Source organism: Variovorax sp. F042 (assembly GCF_057814215.1).
Genome location: NZ_JBVASX010000010.1, coordinates 190,385 through 205,979 on the forward strand (window position 1 = coordinate 190,385; position 15,595 = coordinate 205,979).

Here is a 15,595-nt window from a genome sequence, read left to right on the forward strand (position 1 = left end):
GATGAGCACGGCAGCGGCTTTGCCTTCCCGGGGTAACTCCCTCTCACATCGGGAGAGGGCAGGGGTGAGGGGGGAGCCTCTGGCATCGCCACTCGCCCTCACCCCAACCCTCTCCCGCGAGCGAGAGAGGGAGAGGGGGCAAGAAAGCGCACCGCTGCTACAGGTGGACAAGGTCAGCCTCGAATACCGCACCCCCGAGCGAGTTGTCCGCGCCACGCACCGCGTGAGTTTCGATGTCCACGCCGCCGACCGTTTCGTGCTGCTCGGCCCCTCGGGCTGCGGCAAGTCCACGCTGCTGAAGGCCGTGGCGGGCTTCATCCCGCCGGTCGAAGGCGAGATCCGCCTCGAAGGCCATCGCGTAACGCAGCCCGGCCCCGACCGCATCGTCGTGTTCCAGGAGTTCGACCAGCTGCCGCCGTGGAAGACCGTGAAGCAGAACGTGATGTTCCCGCTGCTGGCTTCGCGCACGCTCGGCAAGAAGGAAGCCGCCGAACGCGCGCTGCACTACCTCGACAAGGTCGGCCTTGCAAAGTTTGCCGATGTGCATCCGCACCAGCTCTCGGGTGGCATGAAGCAGCGCGTGGCGATTGCTCGCGCGCTTGCGATGCAGCCGCGCGTGCTGCTGATGGACGAACCCTTTGCCGCACTCGACGCGCTCACGCGCCGCAAGATGCAGCAGGAACTGCTCGAGCTGTGGGACGAGGTGCGCTTCACGCTGCTGTTCGTCACGCACTCGATCGAAGAGGCTCTGGTGGTGGGCAACCGCATCGCGCTGCTTTCGCCGCACCCGGGGCGCATGCGCGCCGAGATCAACAGCCACGGCTTTTCGCTTGCGAGCCTGGGCGGTGCCGAGTTCCAAAGCACGGCGCAGCGCATCCACGACATGCTGTTCGAAGAAGAACATGAGGAGGCCGCGGCATGAGCGCGATCGTTCCTCCCATCCGCCCCGAATACGAGCGCACGCTCGAGCCCTTCACCGAGCTGCCGGTCGAACGCACGCTGCCCTTGGGGGCGCGCATCTGGTCGCAGGCCTGGCTGCGCAAGGGGCTGATCCTCGCCGTCATCGCCGTGCTGTGGGAGCTTGCGGCCCGCTGGCAGAACAACGACCTGCTGCTGCCCACCTTCACCGCCACGGCGAGCGCGCTGTTCGAAGGGCTTGCCAGCGGCGAGCTGATCGAGAAGGTGCGCATCTCGCTGGCCGTGCTGCTTCAGGGCTACCTCGCCGGCGTGCTGCTGGCATTCGCGCTCACCACGCTCGCCGTGTCGACGCAGATCGGCCGCGACCTGCTGGACACGCTCACGTCCATGTTCAACCCGCTGCCCGCCATCGCGCTGCTGCCGCTGGCGCTGCTGTGGTTCGGGCTGGGGCGCGGCAGCCTCGTGTTCGTGCTGATCCACTCGGTGCTGTGGCCGCTGGCGCTCAACACCTATGCGGGCTTCCAGGGCGTGCCCGAGACGCTGCGCATGGCGGGGCGCAACTACGGGCTGAAGGGCCTGCGCTACGTGCTGCAGATCCTGGTGCCGGCTGCGCTGCCGTCGATCCTGTCGGGCCTGAAGATCGGCTGGGCCTTTGCCTGGCGTACGCTGATCGCGGCCGAACTGGTGTTCGGCGCCTCGTCGGGCAAGGGCGGGCTGGGCTGGTACATCTTCCAGAACCGCAACGAGCTGTACACCGACCGCGTGTTCGCGGGCCTTGCGATGGTGGTGCTGATCGGCCTGCTGGTCGAGAGTCTGGGCTTCAAGACGCTGGAGCGGCTCACGGTGCGCCGCTGGGGCCAGCAGCGCTAGCTAGCCGCTGGTCTTCTTCGCGGCTTGCCGCATCGTGCGCAGCTCGCCGTTGAGGAACTCGTTGGCGTCGCGCACCGTGCCGTTGTTGAGCTTCACCTTGTAGGCCTGCCCCGTCATCTCCGAGCGCGAGGCGCAGCGCTCGATGAAGTCTTCGGCCGTCACCAGCTCCTTTTTGAAGTAGTCGTACTTCGCCTGCATGTGCTTGGCGGCGTCGGCGGCGGTGTATTCGTTGCCGTTGCGCAGGAAGACCATCGCCGACATCTTCGAGACGCGCTGGATCAGCGTGTCGATCAGCTTGTCCTCGGCGTCGGAAGGGGTGGCGTGCGCCAGCAGGGCCGAGGCGCCGAGCAGGAGGGCGAGCAGCGTGGTGCGCAGGAATTTGAGCGAGGCCATTTGTTTTGTCTCCTGGCAATTTTCGGGCCATGCTAGGACCGGCGCCCCCGCCGTGTCAAACCCGGCCCGGCTCGGGTCTAATCGCAGGTTTTGGCATGTGTTAACCACTCTCCCATGAGCTCCTCGACCCCCGATCTTTCGTCGATTGCCCAGGCGCTGGCCGATGCCGCCGCAGCGCAGTCGATGCACTACTTCCGTACGCCGCTGGACATCATCACCAAGGCCGACGAAAGCCCGGTCACGCTGGCCGACCGCGCCGCCGAGACGGCCATGCGCGAAATCCTTGGCGCGCGGGTGCCGGCCGACGGCATCTACGGCGAGGAGCACGGCCCCGAGCGGCTCGACGCAGAGCGCGTCTGGGTGCTCGACCCCATCGACGGCACGCGCAGCTTCATCACCGGCTCACCGCTGTGGGGCACGCTGATCGGTGTGCTGCAGGGCGGCCGCATCGTGCTGGGCGTGGTCGACATGCCGGTGCTCAAGGAGCGCTGGATCGGCGAGGCCGGCAAGGGCGCCACGCGCGACGGCCAGCCCGTGCGCGCCAGCAGCTGCACCGAGGTGGCCAAGGCCCGCATCGTCACCACCTCGCCCGACATCTTCGCGCCGGCCGACTGGACTGCCTTCGACCGGCTCAGCCGCCAGTGCGCGATGCGCCGCTTCGGCGGCGACTGCTACGGCTACGCCCAGCTGGCGGGCGGCACCATCGACCTCGTGGTCGAGACCGGCCTGCAGCCTTACGACTACCTCGGCCCCGCCGGTCTGATCGAGGCCGCGGGCGGCGTCATCACCGACTGGCAGGGCCAGCCGCTGGGGCTGAAGTCCGACGGGCGGGTGATCGCGGCGGCAACGCCCGAACTCCACCGGCAAGCGATGGCCATCCTCTCGGCCTAGACTGTCGAACATGTTCCGCTGGCTGATCGTCGTCGTCCTCGCACTGGTGCTCATGAGCGGCCTGACGGCCTGGCTGCGCCGCTTCGGCTTCGGACGACTGCCCGGCGATTTCGAGTTCCGCGCCTTCGGCCGCGAGTGGCAACTGCCGATTGCCAGCACCGTGGTGCTCAGCATGATCGCGGCGCTGGTCGCGCGTCTTCTGTAGAGAAAAGACAAACAGCAATGAGAGCCTGCGTAGACATCGGTGGCACCAAGGTGGCCGTAAGCCTTTCCGCTTCGAGCGACGCGCCGCTGATCGGCCGCCGCAGCGAGCCCACGGCCAAGACCGGCGACAACGACGCGGTGGCGGTGCAGATCATGCGGATGATCGACGAGGTCTGCGCGGAGCAAGGCATCGATGCCGCAACCATCGACCGCGTGGGCGTGTCGTCGGCCGGGCCCTTCGAGCTGCGCGAGGGCAAGGTCGAACTGGCCACGCCCAACATCTGCGGCGGCATCGCCGGCCCGGCGCGCGGCCTGCCCAACACATGGATGACCGCGCTGGTCGAGGCGCCGCTGGCAAAGCGCTTCGCCCGCGTGCGGGTCGAGAACGATGCGGTCGCCGCGCTGGAGGCCGAGCGCCACTGGGGCGCGCTCAAGGGGCTGGACGATTGCGCCTACGTTACGTGGAGCACCGGCGTCGGCGTCGGCCTGTGCGTGGACGGCCGCGCGCTGCGCGGCAAGAACGGCAACGCCGGCCATGCGGGCCACAGCTTCGTGGTGGACGACGCCAGCGGGGCGCTGTGCGGCTGCGGCAACGTCGGCGACGTCGAAGGGCTGATTGCCGGCAACTCGATCGCCCGGCGCTTCGGCCAGCCCGCGGCCGATCTTTTCAGCTCGGCCGCAGCCGGCGAGCCGCATTCGCTGGAAATCGTCGACGCGCTGTGCCGGGTGATGGGCCGCATGCTCTACAACCTGATTGCCACGCTCGACCTGCAGCGCATCAGCCTGGGCGGCAGCGTGTTCTGGCACCACCGCGACTTTCTGCTGCCGAGGCTGCAGGCGCATGTAGACGGCAAGCTGCCGCCGCTCACGCAAGGCGTGCGCCTCGTGCCCGCCGGCCTGGGCGACAAGGTCGGCGACTACGCCGCACTGGCGCTGCTCGACTGAACGGCCACATCGTACGATCCGGCGAACATCATGACCCTGCTGCCTCGCCGTCGCTCCTATGCCTACTTGTTGTGGCTGGTGGGCGGCTTCATCGGGGCGCATCGCTTCTATCTCGGGAGCTACCTGGGCGGCGCGGCGCAACTGGCGCTGCTGCTGTATGGCGTCGCCGGCCTGCCGGGATCGCGCTTCGGCCTGGCGCTTGTGCTGCCGTGGATGCTGTTCGACGTCTACTGGATCTACCGGCGGATGAAGCAGCAGGATGGGGCCGCTGTCGAAGATGGTGAAGAAGCTCCGGCCCGCCAGCGCGCCCGTCGCGCCGGGACACGAGAGGCCAAGGAATACGACCTCGCCGCCCTCGCTGAAGCCAACAAGCTGCAGGAGCGCTTCGTGGCCGCCGCCGAGGCCGAAGACTGGGCCGGCGCCGTCGCCATCGCCGAGCAGATCGTCGCCACCGCGCGCCGCGTGTTCAAGGGCCCGCACCAGAACCTCGCGATGACGCTGTGCATGCTCGGCCAGGCCTGCTACCAGTTCAAGGCCTTCGACAGGGCCCGGGCCAGCCTGGAGGAAAGCCTTTCCATCGGCCGCAAGATTGGCATGCCGGCGGAAGACATGGACATCGCCCGCAAGGCGCTGGACCTGACCCTGACCGGCATCGCCGAACGCAAGGCCCACGGCGCTGCGTCCGACGAAGAAGGCGCGCTGCTGAACCTGCTCGAAGACCGCGACGCGCGCTACCGCGACGCACTGGCCCAGGGCGACCTGCCCCGGGCCGAGAAGTTCTGCGCCGAAGCCGTCGCCGCCAGTCGCCGGCTGTACGGCGGCGCGGACAGGGCCGTGGTGCTCCAGCTGGCCAGCTATGCGGAACTGTGCCGCCGGCTGCAGTGGTACGACAAGGCACAGGCCTCGGCGGACGAAGCCCTGGCCATGATCGGGCTGCTCGGCCTCGACGACAGCTGGCGGCGCGGGCCGACCAACACCCTGGCGCTGCTGCATGCTGCGGCCGGGCGGGCCGAAGAGGCCGAAGCGCTCTACAAGAAGACCATCGCCATGGCGGTGGCCGAAGCCCGGGGCGGCTCCAGCGATGGCGTGGTGCGCGCATTCAACAACCTGGCGTTTCTCTATGCCGAGTCCGGCCAGGACGCCAAAGCCGAGCTTTGCTACGCGCGCGCCCTCGTGCATCTGGACAAGCTCCCGCCGGGCGAGGGCGACGCCGAACTGCATTCCGACATGCTCAACAACTTCGCCAGCCTGTTCATGGCGCGCCGCGAATTCGACAAGGCCAGGCCGCTGTTCGAGCGCTCGCTCGACATCCAGCAGGGCAGCTGCCGGGGCATTTCCCAGGCGGCCGCAACCGCCCACAACGACCTGGGCCTGATCGCGCAGGAAGAGGGCGACTTGCGCCAGGCGCTGATGCATTTCAAGCGCACGCTGCTGCTCAACCAGATCTGCGCGCCCGACCACTTCAGGAACATCGACAACGCGCAGCGCAACATCGACAGCGTGAGCATGGTGCTCGCCGCGGTGGCCCGCGCCGCACGCATGGAACCCAGCACATGAGCATCGGCGGCGCCTTCTACGCCCTGGACCGCTACCGGCTGCGCGCGCTGGTGATCGATCCGTCCACCGTGTCGGGCTTCCTGCATTCACCGGCCGCGCAGGGCGGCCCGCACGACAGCCAGACGGTGGAGCAGGCCTGGGACGTGGTGCGCACGCTGCTGCCCGAGGCGGTTGACGGCGAGGAGCTCGACGGCACCGACGGGCTGGGCTGCATCTATCTCACGGCCGCCCACGTCGAGCGCACCGCGGCCCGGCTCGCGCAGCGCGACGTGGCGGAACTGATGGGCCGCTTCACCGGCGAGCCGGCGAAGTTCAGCGAACTCTACTGGGCCAAGGTCTGGCAGGACGGCGCCCGGGACCTCGAGGGCTTCATGGAGGGCGTGAAGCGCTTCTTCGCCGGCGCGGCCGCAAGGCGCGACGCCGTCGTGTTCTACATCGTCTGAATCGCCGGCTGGTTGCTAGTGCGGCGGCCGCACGGCCGACACGATCTCGCCCAGCCGCTGCAGCCCCGCATCCACCGCCTTCGAATACGGCCAGCCGCAGTTGATGCGCAGGTAGTTGTCGAAGCGCCCCGAGTTCGAAAACTGTGCGCCCGGCGCCACCAGCATGTGTTCGCGCAGCGCCGCGTCGAACACGTCCACCGACGAGCGTTGCCCGGGCAGCTCGACCCACAGCTGCAGCCCGCCGCGCGGCAGGTTCAGCCGCGTGCCCGACGGAAAGTACTTTGCGATGGCATCCGCCGTCTGGTCGCGCTGCACGTGCAGCCGCTCGCGCAGCCGGCGCAGGTGGCGGTCGTAGCCGCCGCTCGCGACGAACTCGCCCGCGGCGATCTGCGCCAGCGCCTCGTTGTTGCGGGTCTGCGCGTACTTGAGCATTTCCACCTGCGCGTGCCAGCGCCCGGCGGTGATCCAGCCCAGCCGCAGCCCCGGCGCCAGCACCTTGTGCAGCGACGCGCAATAGATCACGTTGCCCGTGCGGTCCCACGACTTCACCGCGCGCAGCGGCGCGTCGCTTTCCACGAGGTCGCTGTAGGTGTCGTCTTCGACCAGCGCGATGCCGTGGCTCTCGCACAGGTGCACCAGCCGCTGCTTGTGGGCGTCGGGCATCACGCTGCCGATGGGGTTCTGCAGGTGCGGCACCACTACCACGGCCTTGATGTCGTCGTAGGTGTGGATGGCGAGGTCGAGCGCTTCCAGGGAGATGCCCGTTTGCGGGCTGGTCGGAATCTCCAGCGCGCGCAGCCCCAGGCTTTCGAGCACCTGCAGCAGGCCGTAGAAGGTGGGCGACTCCACGGCCACCGTGTCGCCGGGCTTGGCGATGGCGCGCAGCGCGAGGTTCAGCGCCTCGATGCAGCCGTTGGTGACGAGCACTTCGTCGGGCGGCACCGTCATGCCCACGCGCAGGCTGCGCTGTGCCAGCGCTTCGCGGAACTGCTCGTGGCCTTTTTGCGACGAGGCGGTGGTCAGCAGCTCGGGCCGCTGGCGCAGTGCGCGCGTCATCGAGTTGCGCAGGGCCTCGGCGGGATACAGCTCGGGAGCCGCGCGGGCGATGGCGAAGTTGAGCTTCACGCCCGTATGCCGGCCGCGCGCCATGAAGTTGGCCATGCGTGTGCGCATGCTGACGAACTGCGCGGGGTCGGGCGGCACGTCGGCAATCGGCTCTTCCATCGGCGCGATGGCCAGCCGTTGTGGCCGCCGCACGAAGTAGCCCGAACGGTCGCGGGCCTCGACCCAGCCGTCGCTTTCCATGGCTCGGCAGACCTGCAGCGCGGTCGACAGGCTGATGTCGTGCAGCCGCATCAGGCTGCGCAGCGAGGGCAGCTTGTCGCCCTGCTTGAGGGAGCCGGTGTGGATCGCGTCCACGTAGTGCGCGGAGAGCTGGCGGTAGAGCGGTAGCGAGTCCATGGGGTCGATGTTCCCCGTATCGGGCATCCGAAAACAGATGCAGTTGCTAGGGAAAACGACCATAACAGATGCGTCGGCGGCACCGCTGTTACGGTCGCAATAGTCATGGCGTGTGCCTGTTTTTTAGGCGACGGAATTTCTACGATGAACCCTCATTCACCCGAGGTTCGCCATGATCACCACCCTCTCCCAAGCGCCCGATTCCATCGTTCTGGAGCCCGGCCAGTCCCTGCGCACCTCGGTCGATGCCGGGGCCTGGCTCCAGTTGGCCGAGGGCCGCGCCCGGGTCGTGTCGCCGCCCGGATGGTTCGGCGAGACCGTGTTCATGGCCGAGACGCTGCTCGAGGAAGGCGAGGTGCATCGGCTGCCGCACGGCGGCTGGATCGAAGTGTCTGCGCTGACGCCGGTGCATTTGCGGGTGCACGTGCCGCTGGTTGCGCAGGTTTCGGCTGTGGAGGCGCGGCCGGTGATGCGCTTTGTGCGTCTGCTTACTGGCTGGTAGGGGACTTGTTCGGGGTGCGTGCGAATGACACCGGGTACTCCCCTCCGCGAATGTCCCCCGTCGGCGTGATCGCACCCCGAACAATCAACGTTCGCTAGCCGCTTCCCGCAGCGCCTCGAGAAAGCTATTTCGCCACCAGTGAATATCCTGCTCACGAATACGCGACAACAACTTCTGGTGCCGTTCGCGCCGCTCCTCCAGCGGCATCTGCAGCGCCTGCTGAACAGTTTCCGCTGTGCCGTGCGTGTCGTACGGATTCACCAGCAACGCTTCCTTCAGCTGCTCGGCCGCTCCCGCAAAGCGTGACAGCACCAGCACGCCCGGGTCGGCCGGGTCCTGCGCCGCGATGTATTCCTTCGCGACGAGGTTCATGCCGTCGCGCAGTGGCGTTACAAGCCCCACGGCCGCCGCGCGGCACAGCCCCGGCACACGCTTGCGCGCCACCATGCGGTGGATGTAGCGCACCGGCATCCAGTCGAGTTCGCCGTAGTCGCCGTTGATGGCACCGCAGAGCGATTCGAGCTCGCGCCGGATGTCGCCATACGCGTCGACCGTCTCGCGCGTGGGCGAGGCGATCTGGATCAGCGTGGCGCTGCGCCGGTTTTCGGGGTAGTTGGCCAGCAGCTCGCGGAACGAACGCACCCGCTGCGGAATACCCTTGGAGTAGTCGAGCCGGTCGATGCCCAGCAACAGCCGGCGGCTCGAATACTCGCGCTTCATGGTCTCGTACATGTCGCGCGATTCCTTCGCATGCGTGAGCGCCGCGAATTCGTCGACGTCGATGCCGATGGGAAAGGCGCTGCTTCGCACCGTCTGACCGTAGGCTCGGTACATGTCGTTGCCCAGGTACTCGCCGTGGGCCTCGTTGCGCACGTAGTGCTCGAAGTGCTGCACGTCCTGCTGCGCCTGGAAGCCGATCAGGTCGTACGAGAACAGCGAGCGCATCAGCCATTCGTGCTGCGGAATGGCCGCGGTGATGATCTGCGGCGGCAGCGGAATGTGCAGGAAGAAGCCGATGCGCTGCCTGCAGCCCATGGCGCGCAGCTCGGCTGCCAGCGGGATCAGGTGGTAGTCGTGCACCCAGATGATGTCGTCTTCCTTCAGCAGCGGCAGCAGCTTGCGTGCGAACAACTGGTTCACGCGCCGGTAGCCGCCGATGAAGCCGGCGTCGAAATGCGCCAGGTCGAGCCGGTTGTGGAACACCGGCCAGAGCACGTCGTTGCTGTAGCCGAGGTAGTAGCTGTCGTGGTCTTCGCGGCTCAGGTCGATGGTGGCCAGCGTTACCTTGCCGGCCTGCTGCCGGTGCAGTTCGCCTTCGCCCGTGGGGCCGCCTTCGATGACCTGCCCGCTCCAGCCGAACCACATGCCGCCGCTTTGCTGCAGGCTTTCGCCGAGCGCCACGGCCAGGCCGCCGGCTGCCGGCTTGCGTGGGTCCGCCACGCGGTTGGAAACGACGACTAGACGGCTCATATGCACGAATCCCAGGGAGCGGACAGGCGCACGGCCGCGTTGATGATGCCGACCATCGAATAGGTCTGCGGAAAGTTGCCCCACATCTCGCCCGTGACCGGGTGCGTGTCTTCCGACAGCAGGCCCAGCGGGTTGCGCGCCGCGAGCATGGTCTCGAAGATCTGGCGCGCCTCGGCCTTGCGGCCGATCTTGGCGAGCGCGTCGATGCGCCAGAAGGTGCAGATGTTGAACGCGGTCTCGGGCTTGCCGAAATCGTCGGCGGCCTCGTAGCGGCGCATGTAGGGGCCGTCGCACAGCGACTTTTCCATTGCGTCGACCGTCGAGATGAAGCGCGGGTCGCGCGCGTCGATCAGGCCGACCTCCACCATCAGCAGGATGCTCGCGTCGAGTTCGTGCCCGCCGAAGCTCTCCGCAAAGGCCTGGCGCTCTTCGCACCACGACTTGGCGAGGATCTCTTCCTTCATGCGCGCGGCATGGCCGTGCCAGTAGGCGGCACGCTCGGGCAGGTGCAGCGCGCGGGCGATCTTGCTGAGCCGGTCGCAGGCCGCCCAGCTCATCAGCGCCGAGCTGGTGTGCACGCGTGCGCGCGTGCGCAGCTCCCACATGCCCGCGTCGGGCGTGCCGTAGACGCGCACCGCCTGTTCGCCCACCGCCTCGAGGTGCGGAAACTCCGCCAGCCCCGCGCGGCTGAGCAGCCGGTGGTCGTGAAAGGCCTGCGCCGCGCCGAGCACGATGTTGCCGTACACGTCGTGCTGGAAATGCTCCTGCGCCTGGTTGCCCACGCGCACCGGGCCCATGCCGCGATAGCCCGCCAGGTTCTCGACAAAGGACTCGGGCAGCTCGCGCTCCAGCCCGATGCCGTACAGCGGCTGGATGTGCTCGCCGTGCGAGCCGATCACCACGTTGCCCAGCCAGCGCAGGTAGTCTTCCATGGTGCCCACTTCGCTCAGGGAATTGAGCGCGCGCACCACGAAGAACGCGTCGCGCAGCCAGCAGTAGCGGTAGTCCCAGTTGCGCTGGCTGCCCGGCGCCTCGGGAATGCTGGTGGTCATGGCGGCGACGATGGCGCCGGTGTCCTCGTACAGCGAGAGCTTCAGCGTGATGGCCGCGCGGATCACCGCCTCCTGGTACTCGAAGGGAATGGCCAGGCGCTTGCTCCATGTGCGCCAGTAGGAGATGGTTTCCTGCTCGAACTTGCGCGCGGTGTCGGCAATGCCGTCGAGCAGCGTCTCGTCCACGCCGAACATGAAGTTGTATTCGCGCGAGAGCACGAAGGGCTGGCGCGAGAGGATGTGCGAGATCGATGCGTCGGTGTTCAGTCGCAGCGTCACATCGGGCCCGACGTAGCGGATGTGGTTGCTGCCGCGCGTGACCTCCACCGGCGCCGAGGCGCCCCACTGGAAGCGCGGGTCGAGCGACACGCGGATGCGCGGCGCGCCGGCAATCGGCCGCACGCGGCGCACCATCATCAGCGGGCGGAAGTAGCGCGAGCGGCTGTAGAAGCGCGGCGCGAAGTCGGTGATCTCCACGCCCTGGCCCGCGCTGTCGAACAGCTGCGTGCGCAGCACGGCCGTGTTCGGCTCGTACCACTGCTTGGCCTCGGCGAAGTCTTCGATGTCGATGCTCCACGCACCCGCATCCTCGCCGGGGTGCAGCAGGGCGTTGAACACCGGGTCGCCGTCGAAGCGCGGCAGGCAGCACCACACGGCACGGCCGCGCGCGTCGATGAGTGCGCTGTAGGCGCAGTTGCCGATCACGCCGACGTTGAGCGAAGGCTCGGCCGGCGGGGCAAAGCCGCGCGGGCCGGGTGCTGCGGCTGCCTGCATGTCGGCCGGTGCGCGGTCGTCCGGGCCGGCCGCGCCTGCCAGCGCCTGGCCGGCGCGATCCTCGGGCGCCACCGGCAGTTGTTGTTCGCTCATCGGGGGCTCCTCGGGGATTCTTCGTTGGTTTTTGCGGGTTTTTGTGTCGCCAGCATGTCGCGTGCCTGCACCAGCCATTCGTAGACCGCGCGCGGCGATTCGAGCCGGTGCAGCGCCAGGCTCGGCCCCGAGCCGACCTTGATGGCGATGCCGCCGCGCGGCTGCACTACCGCAAAGCCGCTTTCATCGGTGGTGTCGTCGCCCAGAAAGACCGGCGTGCGGCCCGCGAACGGCGCCTCGGTCATGAAGGCGTCGATGGCGATGCCCTTGTTGACGCCCGTGGGCTTTACCTCGAACACGAACTTGCCGTGCATGAGTTCGAGCTGCGGATGGTTTTCGATGGCGCGCGACATTGCGTCGCGGCATACGGCTTCGAGCTGCGGCGCGAGCCGGTAGTGCAGGGCGATGGCGGCGTGCTTGCGCTCCACCAGCAGGCCTTCGTGCACGCGCGCGAGTTCGTTGGCAATTTCGAGGATGGGAATGAGATCGGGCGGGCGCTGCTCCTGCGTGTGGCCGCTGGCGTTGCGGCGCTGCACGCCGTGCTCGCCGGCCGCGGGCAGCCGCAGCGGTGCGAGAAAGCGGTCGATGGAGTCGATCTGGCGGCCCGACACCACGGCAAGCGCGCCGCCGAGCTGGTCGCGCAGGTCGCTCAGCAGAGGCACGAGGGCAGGCGGAATCTCGATGGCTTCAGGCGTGGGCGCAAGCCCGACCAGCGTACCGTCGAAGTCGAGGAAGAGGGCTGCATCCCGGCCCAACGGAGGAGGCAACTGCAAGTTGCTGGAGGACTTTGGCATCGGGAAAAACCTTAACACGCGTCGAAGCATGCGCGTGTCGGCCAAAACCGGACGTGCGTCGGGGTCAGGGCCGTGAATCAGGCGGCCTTGGGCACCACATCGGCAAGCGCATGCAGCAGCGCCGCGGCGTTCACCGGCTTGAACAGCACCGGCACCCCGGAGGCGCGCACGTGCTGCAGCCGCTCGGGCGAGGTCTCGCCGGTCACCAGCATCAGCGGCGCCTGCAGCCCGAAGCGGCGCTGCAGCCTCAGGCCGACGTCGAGGCCGTTGTCGCCGTTGGAAAGGCGGTAGTCGCACATCAGCAGCGCGAAGGGCCGCTCCTGCACATCGGGCCGGCCCAGCACCTCGACGGCTTCGGTTTCGCTGGCCACGGCGTCCACGGCCAGGTCGTGGGCGTGGAAGAGGTCGGTCATGGCCTCGCGGATCTCGGCTTCGTCGTCGATCAGCAGGATGCGTGCGCGTGTCGCATGGATCATCGCCTCGGGCGAAGCAGCGGTGCTGCGGAAAGCTGCGGCCGGCTCGACGTCGGCCACCAGGGGCGCCGCGGCCGGCAGCTGGATGCGGAAGCGCGAGCCACCGCCCAGGCGCGACTTCACCTGCACCGGATGCTGCAGCAGGCGCGAGAGCCGCTGCACGATCGACAGGCCGATGCCCAGGCCCTGCGCGCGGTCGCGGCCCGGGTTCTGCACCTGGTAGTACTCCTCGAACACGCGCTCGTGCTGCTCGGGCGCGATGCCGATGCCGGTGTCGAGCACTTCGATCCACACCATGTCGCCGCGCGAACGGGCCCGCACGGCAACGCCGCCGCGTGCCGTGTACTTCAGCGCGTTGTCGACGAGGTTCGAGAGCATGCGGTACAGCAGCTGCGGATCGCTGCGCACCCACAGGCCGCTGGCGCGCACCCGCAATTGCAATTGCCGTTGCTCGGCCTGCGCCGCGAACATGTGGTTGAGCGAGCGGAACAGCGCATCCAGCGACACGGACCCGACGGCCGGCATGACCACGCCAGCGTCGAGGCGCGACACGTCGAGCATGGTGTCCAGCGAATTGCCCAGTGCATTTACCGCGCGCATCAGCCGCTGCGCGTTGCGCCCGCCATGGTGCTCGCGCAGCTCGTTCTCCAGCGCGGCACCGAACAGGGCGATGGCATGCAGCGGCTGGCGCAGGTCGTGGCTGGCGGTGGCGAGGAAGCGCGTCTTCTCGGCGCTGGCGCGTTCGGCGACGGCAATCTGCTTGCCGAGCTGCCCGGCCAGCGCCTCGTTCTCGAAGCGCAGCACCAGCGAGTCGGTCAGCAGCTTGTGCTGCTGGTCGCCCACGCGCAGCGTGAACAGCAGGTAGCCCAGGCTGAACACCGCGAGGAAGAAGTGCAGGGCGTCGCCCTGCCAAGCCAGCGCGGCAATCAGGCTCAGCATCATCGGCAGGGTGTAGCCGTACAGCGCGGGCTTGAGCGGCCACAGCAGCTGCATGGCCCGGGCGCAGCTGCCGATGATGACCACGGTTACCACCGAGGTCACGGGCAGGTCGCCGGCCGAGATGAACAGCAGCGGCGCGGTGGCCGTGGCCATGCTCACGGCAGTGACGGTGCGCGAATGCCGGCGCGCCCAGCGCGTCGTGTCCGCGAGCGGCACGCCCTCGTGCCAGCGCGGCATGAAGAAGAGGACGAGGCCGAACGACAGGTGGGCCGCCATCCAGGCCAGGATCCACAGGCGGGGCTGGTGCACGTACATGGCGGCGCCGAGCGCCGCGCCCAGGCCGAAGTGCACGAACACCGATGCGTTGTAGGCCGCGTACACCGAGGCCACGTGCTCGCGCAGCACGCGCAGGCTCAGGTCGTCCGGCCCGGCGGATGGATCGGTCGGATGCTGGGAAGCGTCGGATTCGAGTGCGGGCTTCGGCGCGGTGGCATTCACCCGGTCGATGCTATCGGCCGGGTCTGCTCCGGGAAGTGCCAGAAGTCATGCCCTGGCGAGCAGCGATGCCGCGACGGCTTCGACCCGGGCCTGGTGGATCGCCTCGCCGATCTTCGGGCCGGTGGCGCCGGACTGCTGGGCGGCTTTGGCCACCACATCGGTGGCCACGGCCGCTGCCGTCGCCAGCACGGCGAGCAGGCGCTCGCGCTGCGGGTAGGGCGCATCGCCGGAGCCGGGCCGGCCGCGCGCATCGCACTCGCAGGCCAGCAGCGCCTTGGCGAAGCGCGCGGGCTTGCGGAAGGCGTCGCAGCGCTCCAGCAGGCGCACCAAGCCCGTGGCGTCCAGCGCGTCGCTGCCGTCGATGTGGCCATGCTCGCGCGCCACCACCTCGGCCAGTTCGCGGATGTCCACCGGCACGCGCCAGCGGTCGCACACCTGCTGCAGCTGCTTGACGCTCTCGTTGCGCATGAGGCAGGCGAAGCGCACCGCCAGCGAGGCCTGCAGGCGGGCGCTGGCATCGATGACTGCCATCGTCGCTTGCGTGCCGCCGTCGAGCTCGGGCAGCAGCACGGCCAGCGCACCGCATTCGCGCAGCACCTCGAACATGCGCGAGGGGCGTGTTTCCATCAGGCCGCGCGACAGCTCCTGCCACACGCGCTCGGCCACCAGCGCATCGACCTCGCCGGCGGCGACCATCTCGCGCATCAGCGCCATGGTTTCGGGGGCGACGCTGAAGTCGTCGAAGCGTGCCGCGAAGCGCGCCACGCGCAGGATGCGCACCGGGTCTTCGCGGAAGGCGTCGGTCACGTGGCGCAGCACCTTGTCGCGCAGGTCGCGCTGGCCGTGGAAGGGGTCGGCCAGCGTGGCGGGCGTGGGGTCGAAGCGGCCGTCGGCGCTCACCAGCTCGGCCGGCAGCGCAATGGCGTTGACGGTCAGGTCGCGGCGCGCGAGGTCTTGCTCCAGCGTGACATCGGGCGCGGCGTGCACGGTGAAGCCGCGGTAGCCAGGCGCGCTCTTGCGTTCGGTGCGGGCCAGCGCGTATTCCTCGCGCGTCTCGGGGTGCAGGAACACCGGAAAGTCGCGTCCCACGGGCAGGTAGCCGCGGGCCACCATTTCTTCGGGCGTGGCCCCGACCACCAGCCAGTCATGGTCGGACACCGGCCGCTGCAGCAGCCGATCGCGAAGTGCACCTCCAACGAGAAAAATTTTCATAAGTGCAGTGTAGGGATACTCCCGGTACCAAAAAATAGAACGGTCGTTCGATAATCCCCGGAGCGGACCGGGAAATCGTTCGTTCATCGGACGAAATTCAGCGGCA

The 15,595-nt window shown here is 68.4% G+C and carries 15 protein-coding genes; 8 read left to right on the forward strand and 7 right to left on the reverse strand.

The genetic code is table 11. From position 1 onward, the window contains the following. Nucleotide 1 precedes the first annotated feature (1 nt). Both ACZYSP_RS26180 and ACZYSP_RS26185 read left to right on the forward strand, forming a co-directional pair. Nucleotides 2-922, forward strand: coding sequence for an ABC transporter ATP-binding protein (locus ACZYSP_RS26180; protein ID WP_489017433.1), 921 nt, complete (start codon nt 2-4; stop codon nt 920-922). After that, nucleotides 919-1,788 (forward strand): ABC transporter permease, encoded by an 870-nt coding sequence (locus ACZYSP_RS26185; RefSeq protein WP_093078655.1) that lies wholly within the window; start codon nt 919-921, stop codon nt 1,786-1,788. The genes ACZYSP_RS26180 and ACZYSP_RS26185 overlap by 4 nt, the downstream gene beginning before the upstream one ends. Here the strand turns inward: ACZYSP_RS26185 and ACZYSP_RS26190 are convergent, their stop codons facing one another. Continuing rightward, nucleotides 1,789-2,181 carry a DUF5329 family protein gene (locus ACZYSP_RS26190; protein ID WP_093078656.1) on the reverse strand — a complete coding sequence of 131 codons (393 nt, stop codon included), beginning with the start codon at nt 2,179-2,181 and terminating at the stop codon, nt 1,789-1,791. It abuts the gene before it with no gap. A 114-nt stretch (nt 2,182-2,295) separates the two neighbouring features. Here ACZYSP_RS26190 and hisN point away from each other — a divergent pair, with 114 nt between their 5' ends. The 5 genes from hisN to ACZYSP_RS26215 are packed head-to-tail and all read left to right on the forward strand — an operon-like array spanning nt 2,296 to nt 6,221. Next, the gene (gene hisN, locus ACZYSP_RS26195; protein ID WP_307616339.1) at nt 2,296-3,072 is read left to right on the forward strand and encodes a histidinol-phosphatase; all 777 of its coding nucleotides are present in this window, start codon (nt 2,296-2,298) and stop codon (nt 3,070-3,072) included. Between the two features lie 10 nt (nt 3,073-3,082). Next, nucleotides 3,083-3,277 (forward strand): DUF2905 domain-containing protein, encoded by a 195-nt coding sequence (locus ACZYSP_RS26200; protein ID WP_056509065.1) that lies wholly within the window; start codon nt 3,083-3,085, stop codon nt 3,275-3,277. Between the two features lie 17 nt (nt 3,278-3,294). Continuing rightward, nucleotides 3,295-4,221, forward strand: coding sequence for an ROK family protein (locus tag ACZYSP_RS26205; protein WP_093078659.1), 927 nt, complete (start codon nt 3,295-3,297; stop codon nt 4,219-4,221). Between the two features lie 30 nt (nt 4,222-4,251). Beyond that, nucleotides 4,252-5,778, forward strand: a complete 1,527-nt coding sequence (locus ACZYSP_RS26210; protein WP_489017437.1) for a tetratricopeptide repeat protein — start codon at nt 4,252-4,254, stop codon at nt 5,776-5,778. Beyond that, nucleotides 5,775-6,221, forward strand: a complete 447-nt coding sequence (locus ACZYSP_RS26215) for a DUF1877 family protein (protein ID WP_093056135.1) — start codon at nt 5,775-5,777, stop codon at nt 6,219-6,221. The genes ACZYSP_RS26210 and ACZYSP_RS26215 overlap by 4 nt, the downstream gene beginning before the upstream one ends. A gap of 15 nt (nt 6,222-6,236) precedes the next feature. Here the strand turns inward: ACZYSP_RS26215 and ACZYSP_RS26220 are convergent, their stop codons facing one another. Then, on the reverse strand, nt 6,237-7,682 hold the full coding sequence (locus ACZYSP_RS26220; protein WP_426391531.1) for an aminotransferase-like domain-containing protein: 1,446 nt from the start codon (nt 7,680-7,682) through the stop codon (nt 6,237-6,239). A 172-nt stretch (nt 7,683-7,854) separates the two neighbouring features. On the opposite strand from ACZYSP_RS26220, the gene ACZYSP_RS26225 reads away from it, so the two are divergent. Next, on the forward strand, nt 7,855-8,184 hold the full coding sequence (locus ACZYSP_RS26225) for a hypothetical protein (protein ID WP_093172976.1): 330 nt from the start codon (nt 7,855-7,857) through the stop codon (nt 8,182-8,184). Nucleotides 8,185-8,268: 84 nt separating this feature from the next. Here ACZYSP_RS26225 and otsA read toward each other — a convergent pair whose 3' ends face one another. The 5 genes from otsA to ACZYSP_RS26250 all read right to left on the reverse strand — a co-directional run bounded on the left by otsA (nt 8,269) and on the right by ACZYSP_RS26250 (nt 15,489). Then, a complete protein-coding gene (gene otsA / locus ACZYSP_RS26230) occupies nt 8,269-9,654 on the reverse strand; it encodes an alpha,alpha-trehalose-phosphate synthase (UDP-forming) (protein ID WP_093056131.1) in 1,386 nt (461 codons plus the stop codon). Next, nucleotides 9,651-11,573 carry a glycoside hydrolase family 15 protein gene (locus tag ACZYSP_RS26235; protein ID WP_093056129.1) on the reverse strand — a complete coding sequence of 641 codons (1,923 nt, stop codon included), beginning with the start codon at nt 11,571-11,573 and terminating at the stop codon, nt 9,651-9,653. Before ACZYSP_RS26235 ends, otsA begins: the two co-directional genes overlap by 4 nt. Then, nucleotides 11,570-12,367 (reverse strand): trehalose-phosphatase, encoded by a 798-nt coding sequence (gene otsB / locus ACZYSP_RS26240; protein ID WP_093056127.1) that lies wholly within the window; start codon nt 12,365-12,367, stop codon nt 11,570-11,572. Before otsB ends, ACZYSP_RS26235 begins: the two co-directional genes overlap by 4 nt. Nucleotides 12,368-12,444: 77 nt before the next feature. Beyond that, nucleotides 12,445-14,277 carry an ATP-binding response regulator gene (locus tag ACZYSP_RS26245; protein WP_489017441.1) on the reverse strand — a complete coding sequence of 611 codons (1,833 nt, stop codon included), beginning with the start codon at nt 14,275-14,277 and terminating at the stop codon, nt 12,445-12,447. Nucleotides 14,278-14,322: 45 nt separating this feature from the next. Continuing rightward, on the reverse strand, nt 14,323-15,489 hold the full coding sequence (locus ACZYSP_RS26250; protein WP_489017443.1) for a tRNA nucleotidyltransferase/poly(A) polymerase-related protein: 1,167 nt from the start codon (nt 15,487-15,489) through the stop codon (nt 14,323-14,325). Nucleotides 15,490-15,595: the final 106 nt, after the last annotated feature.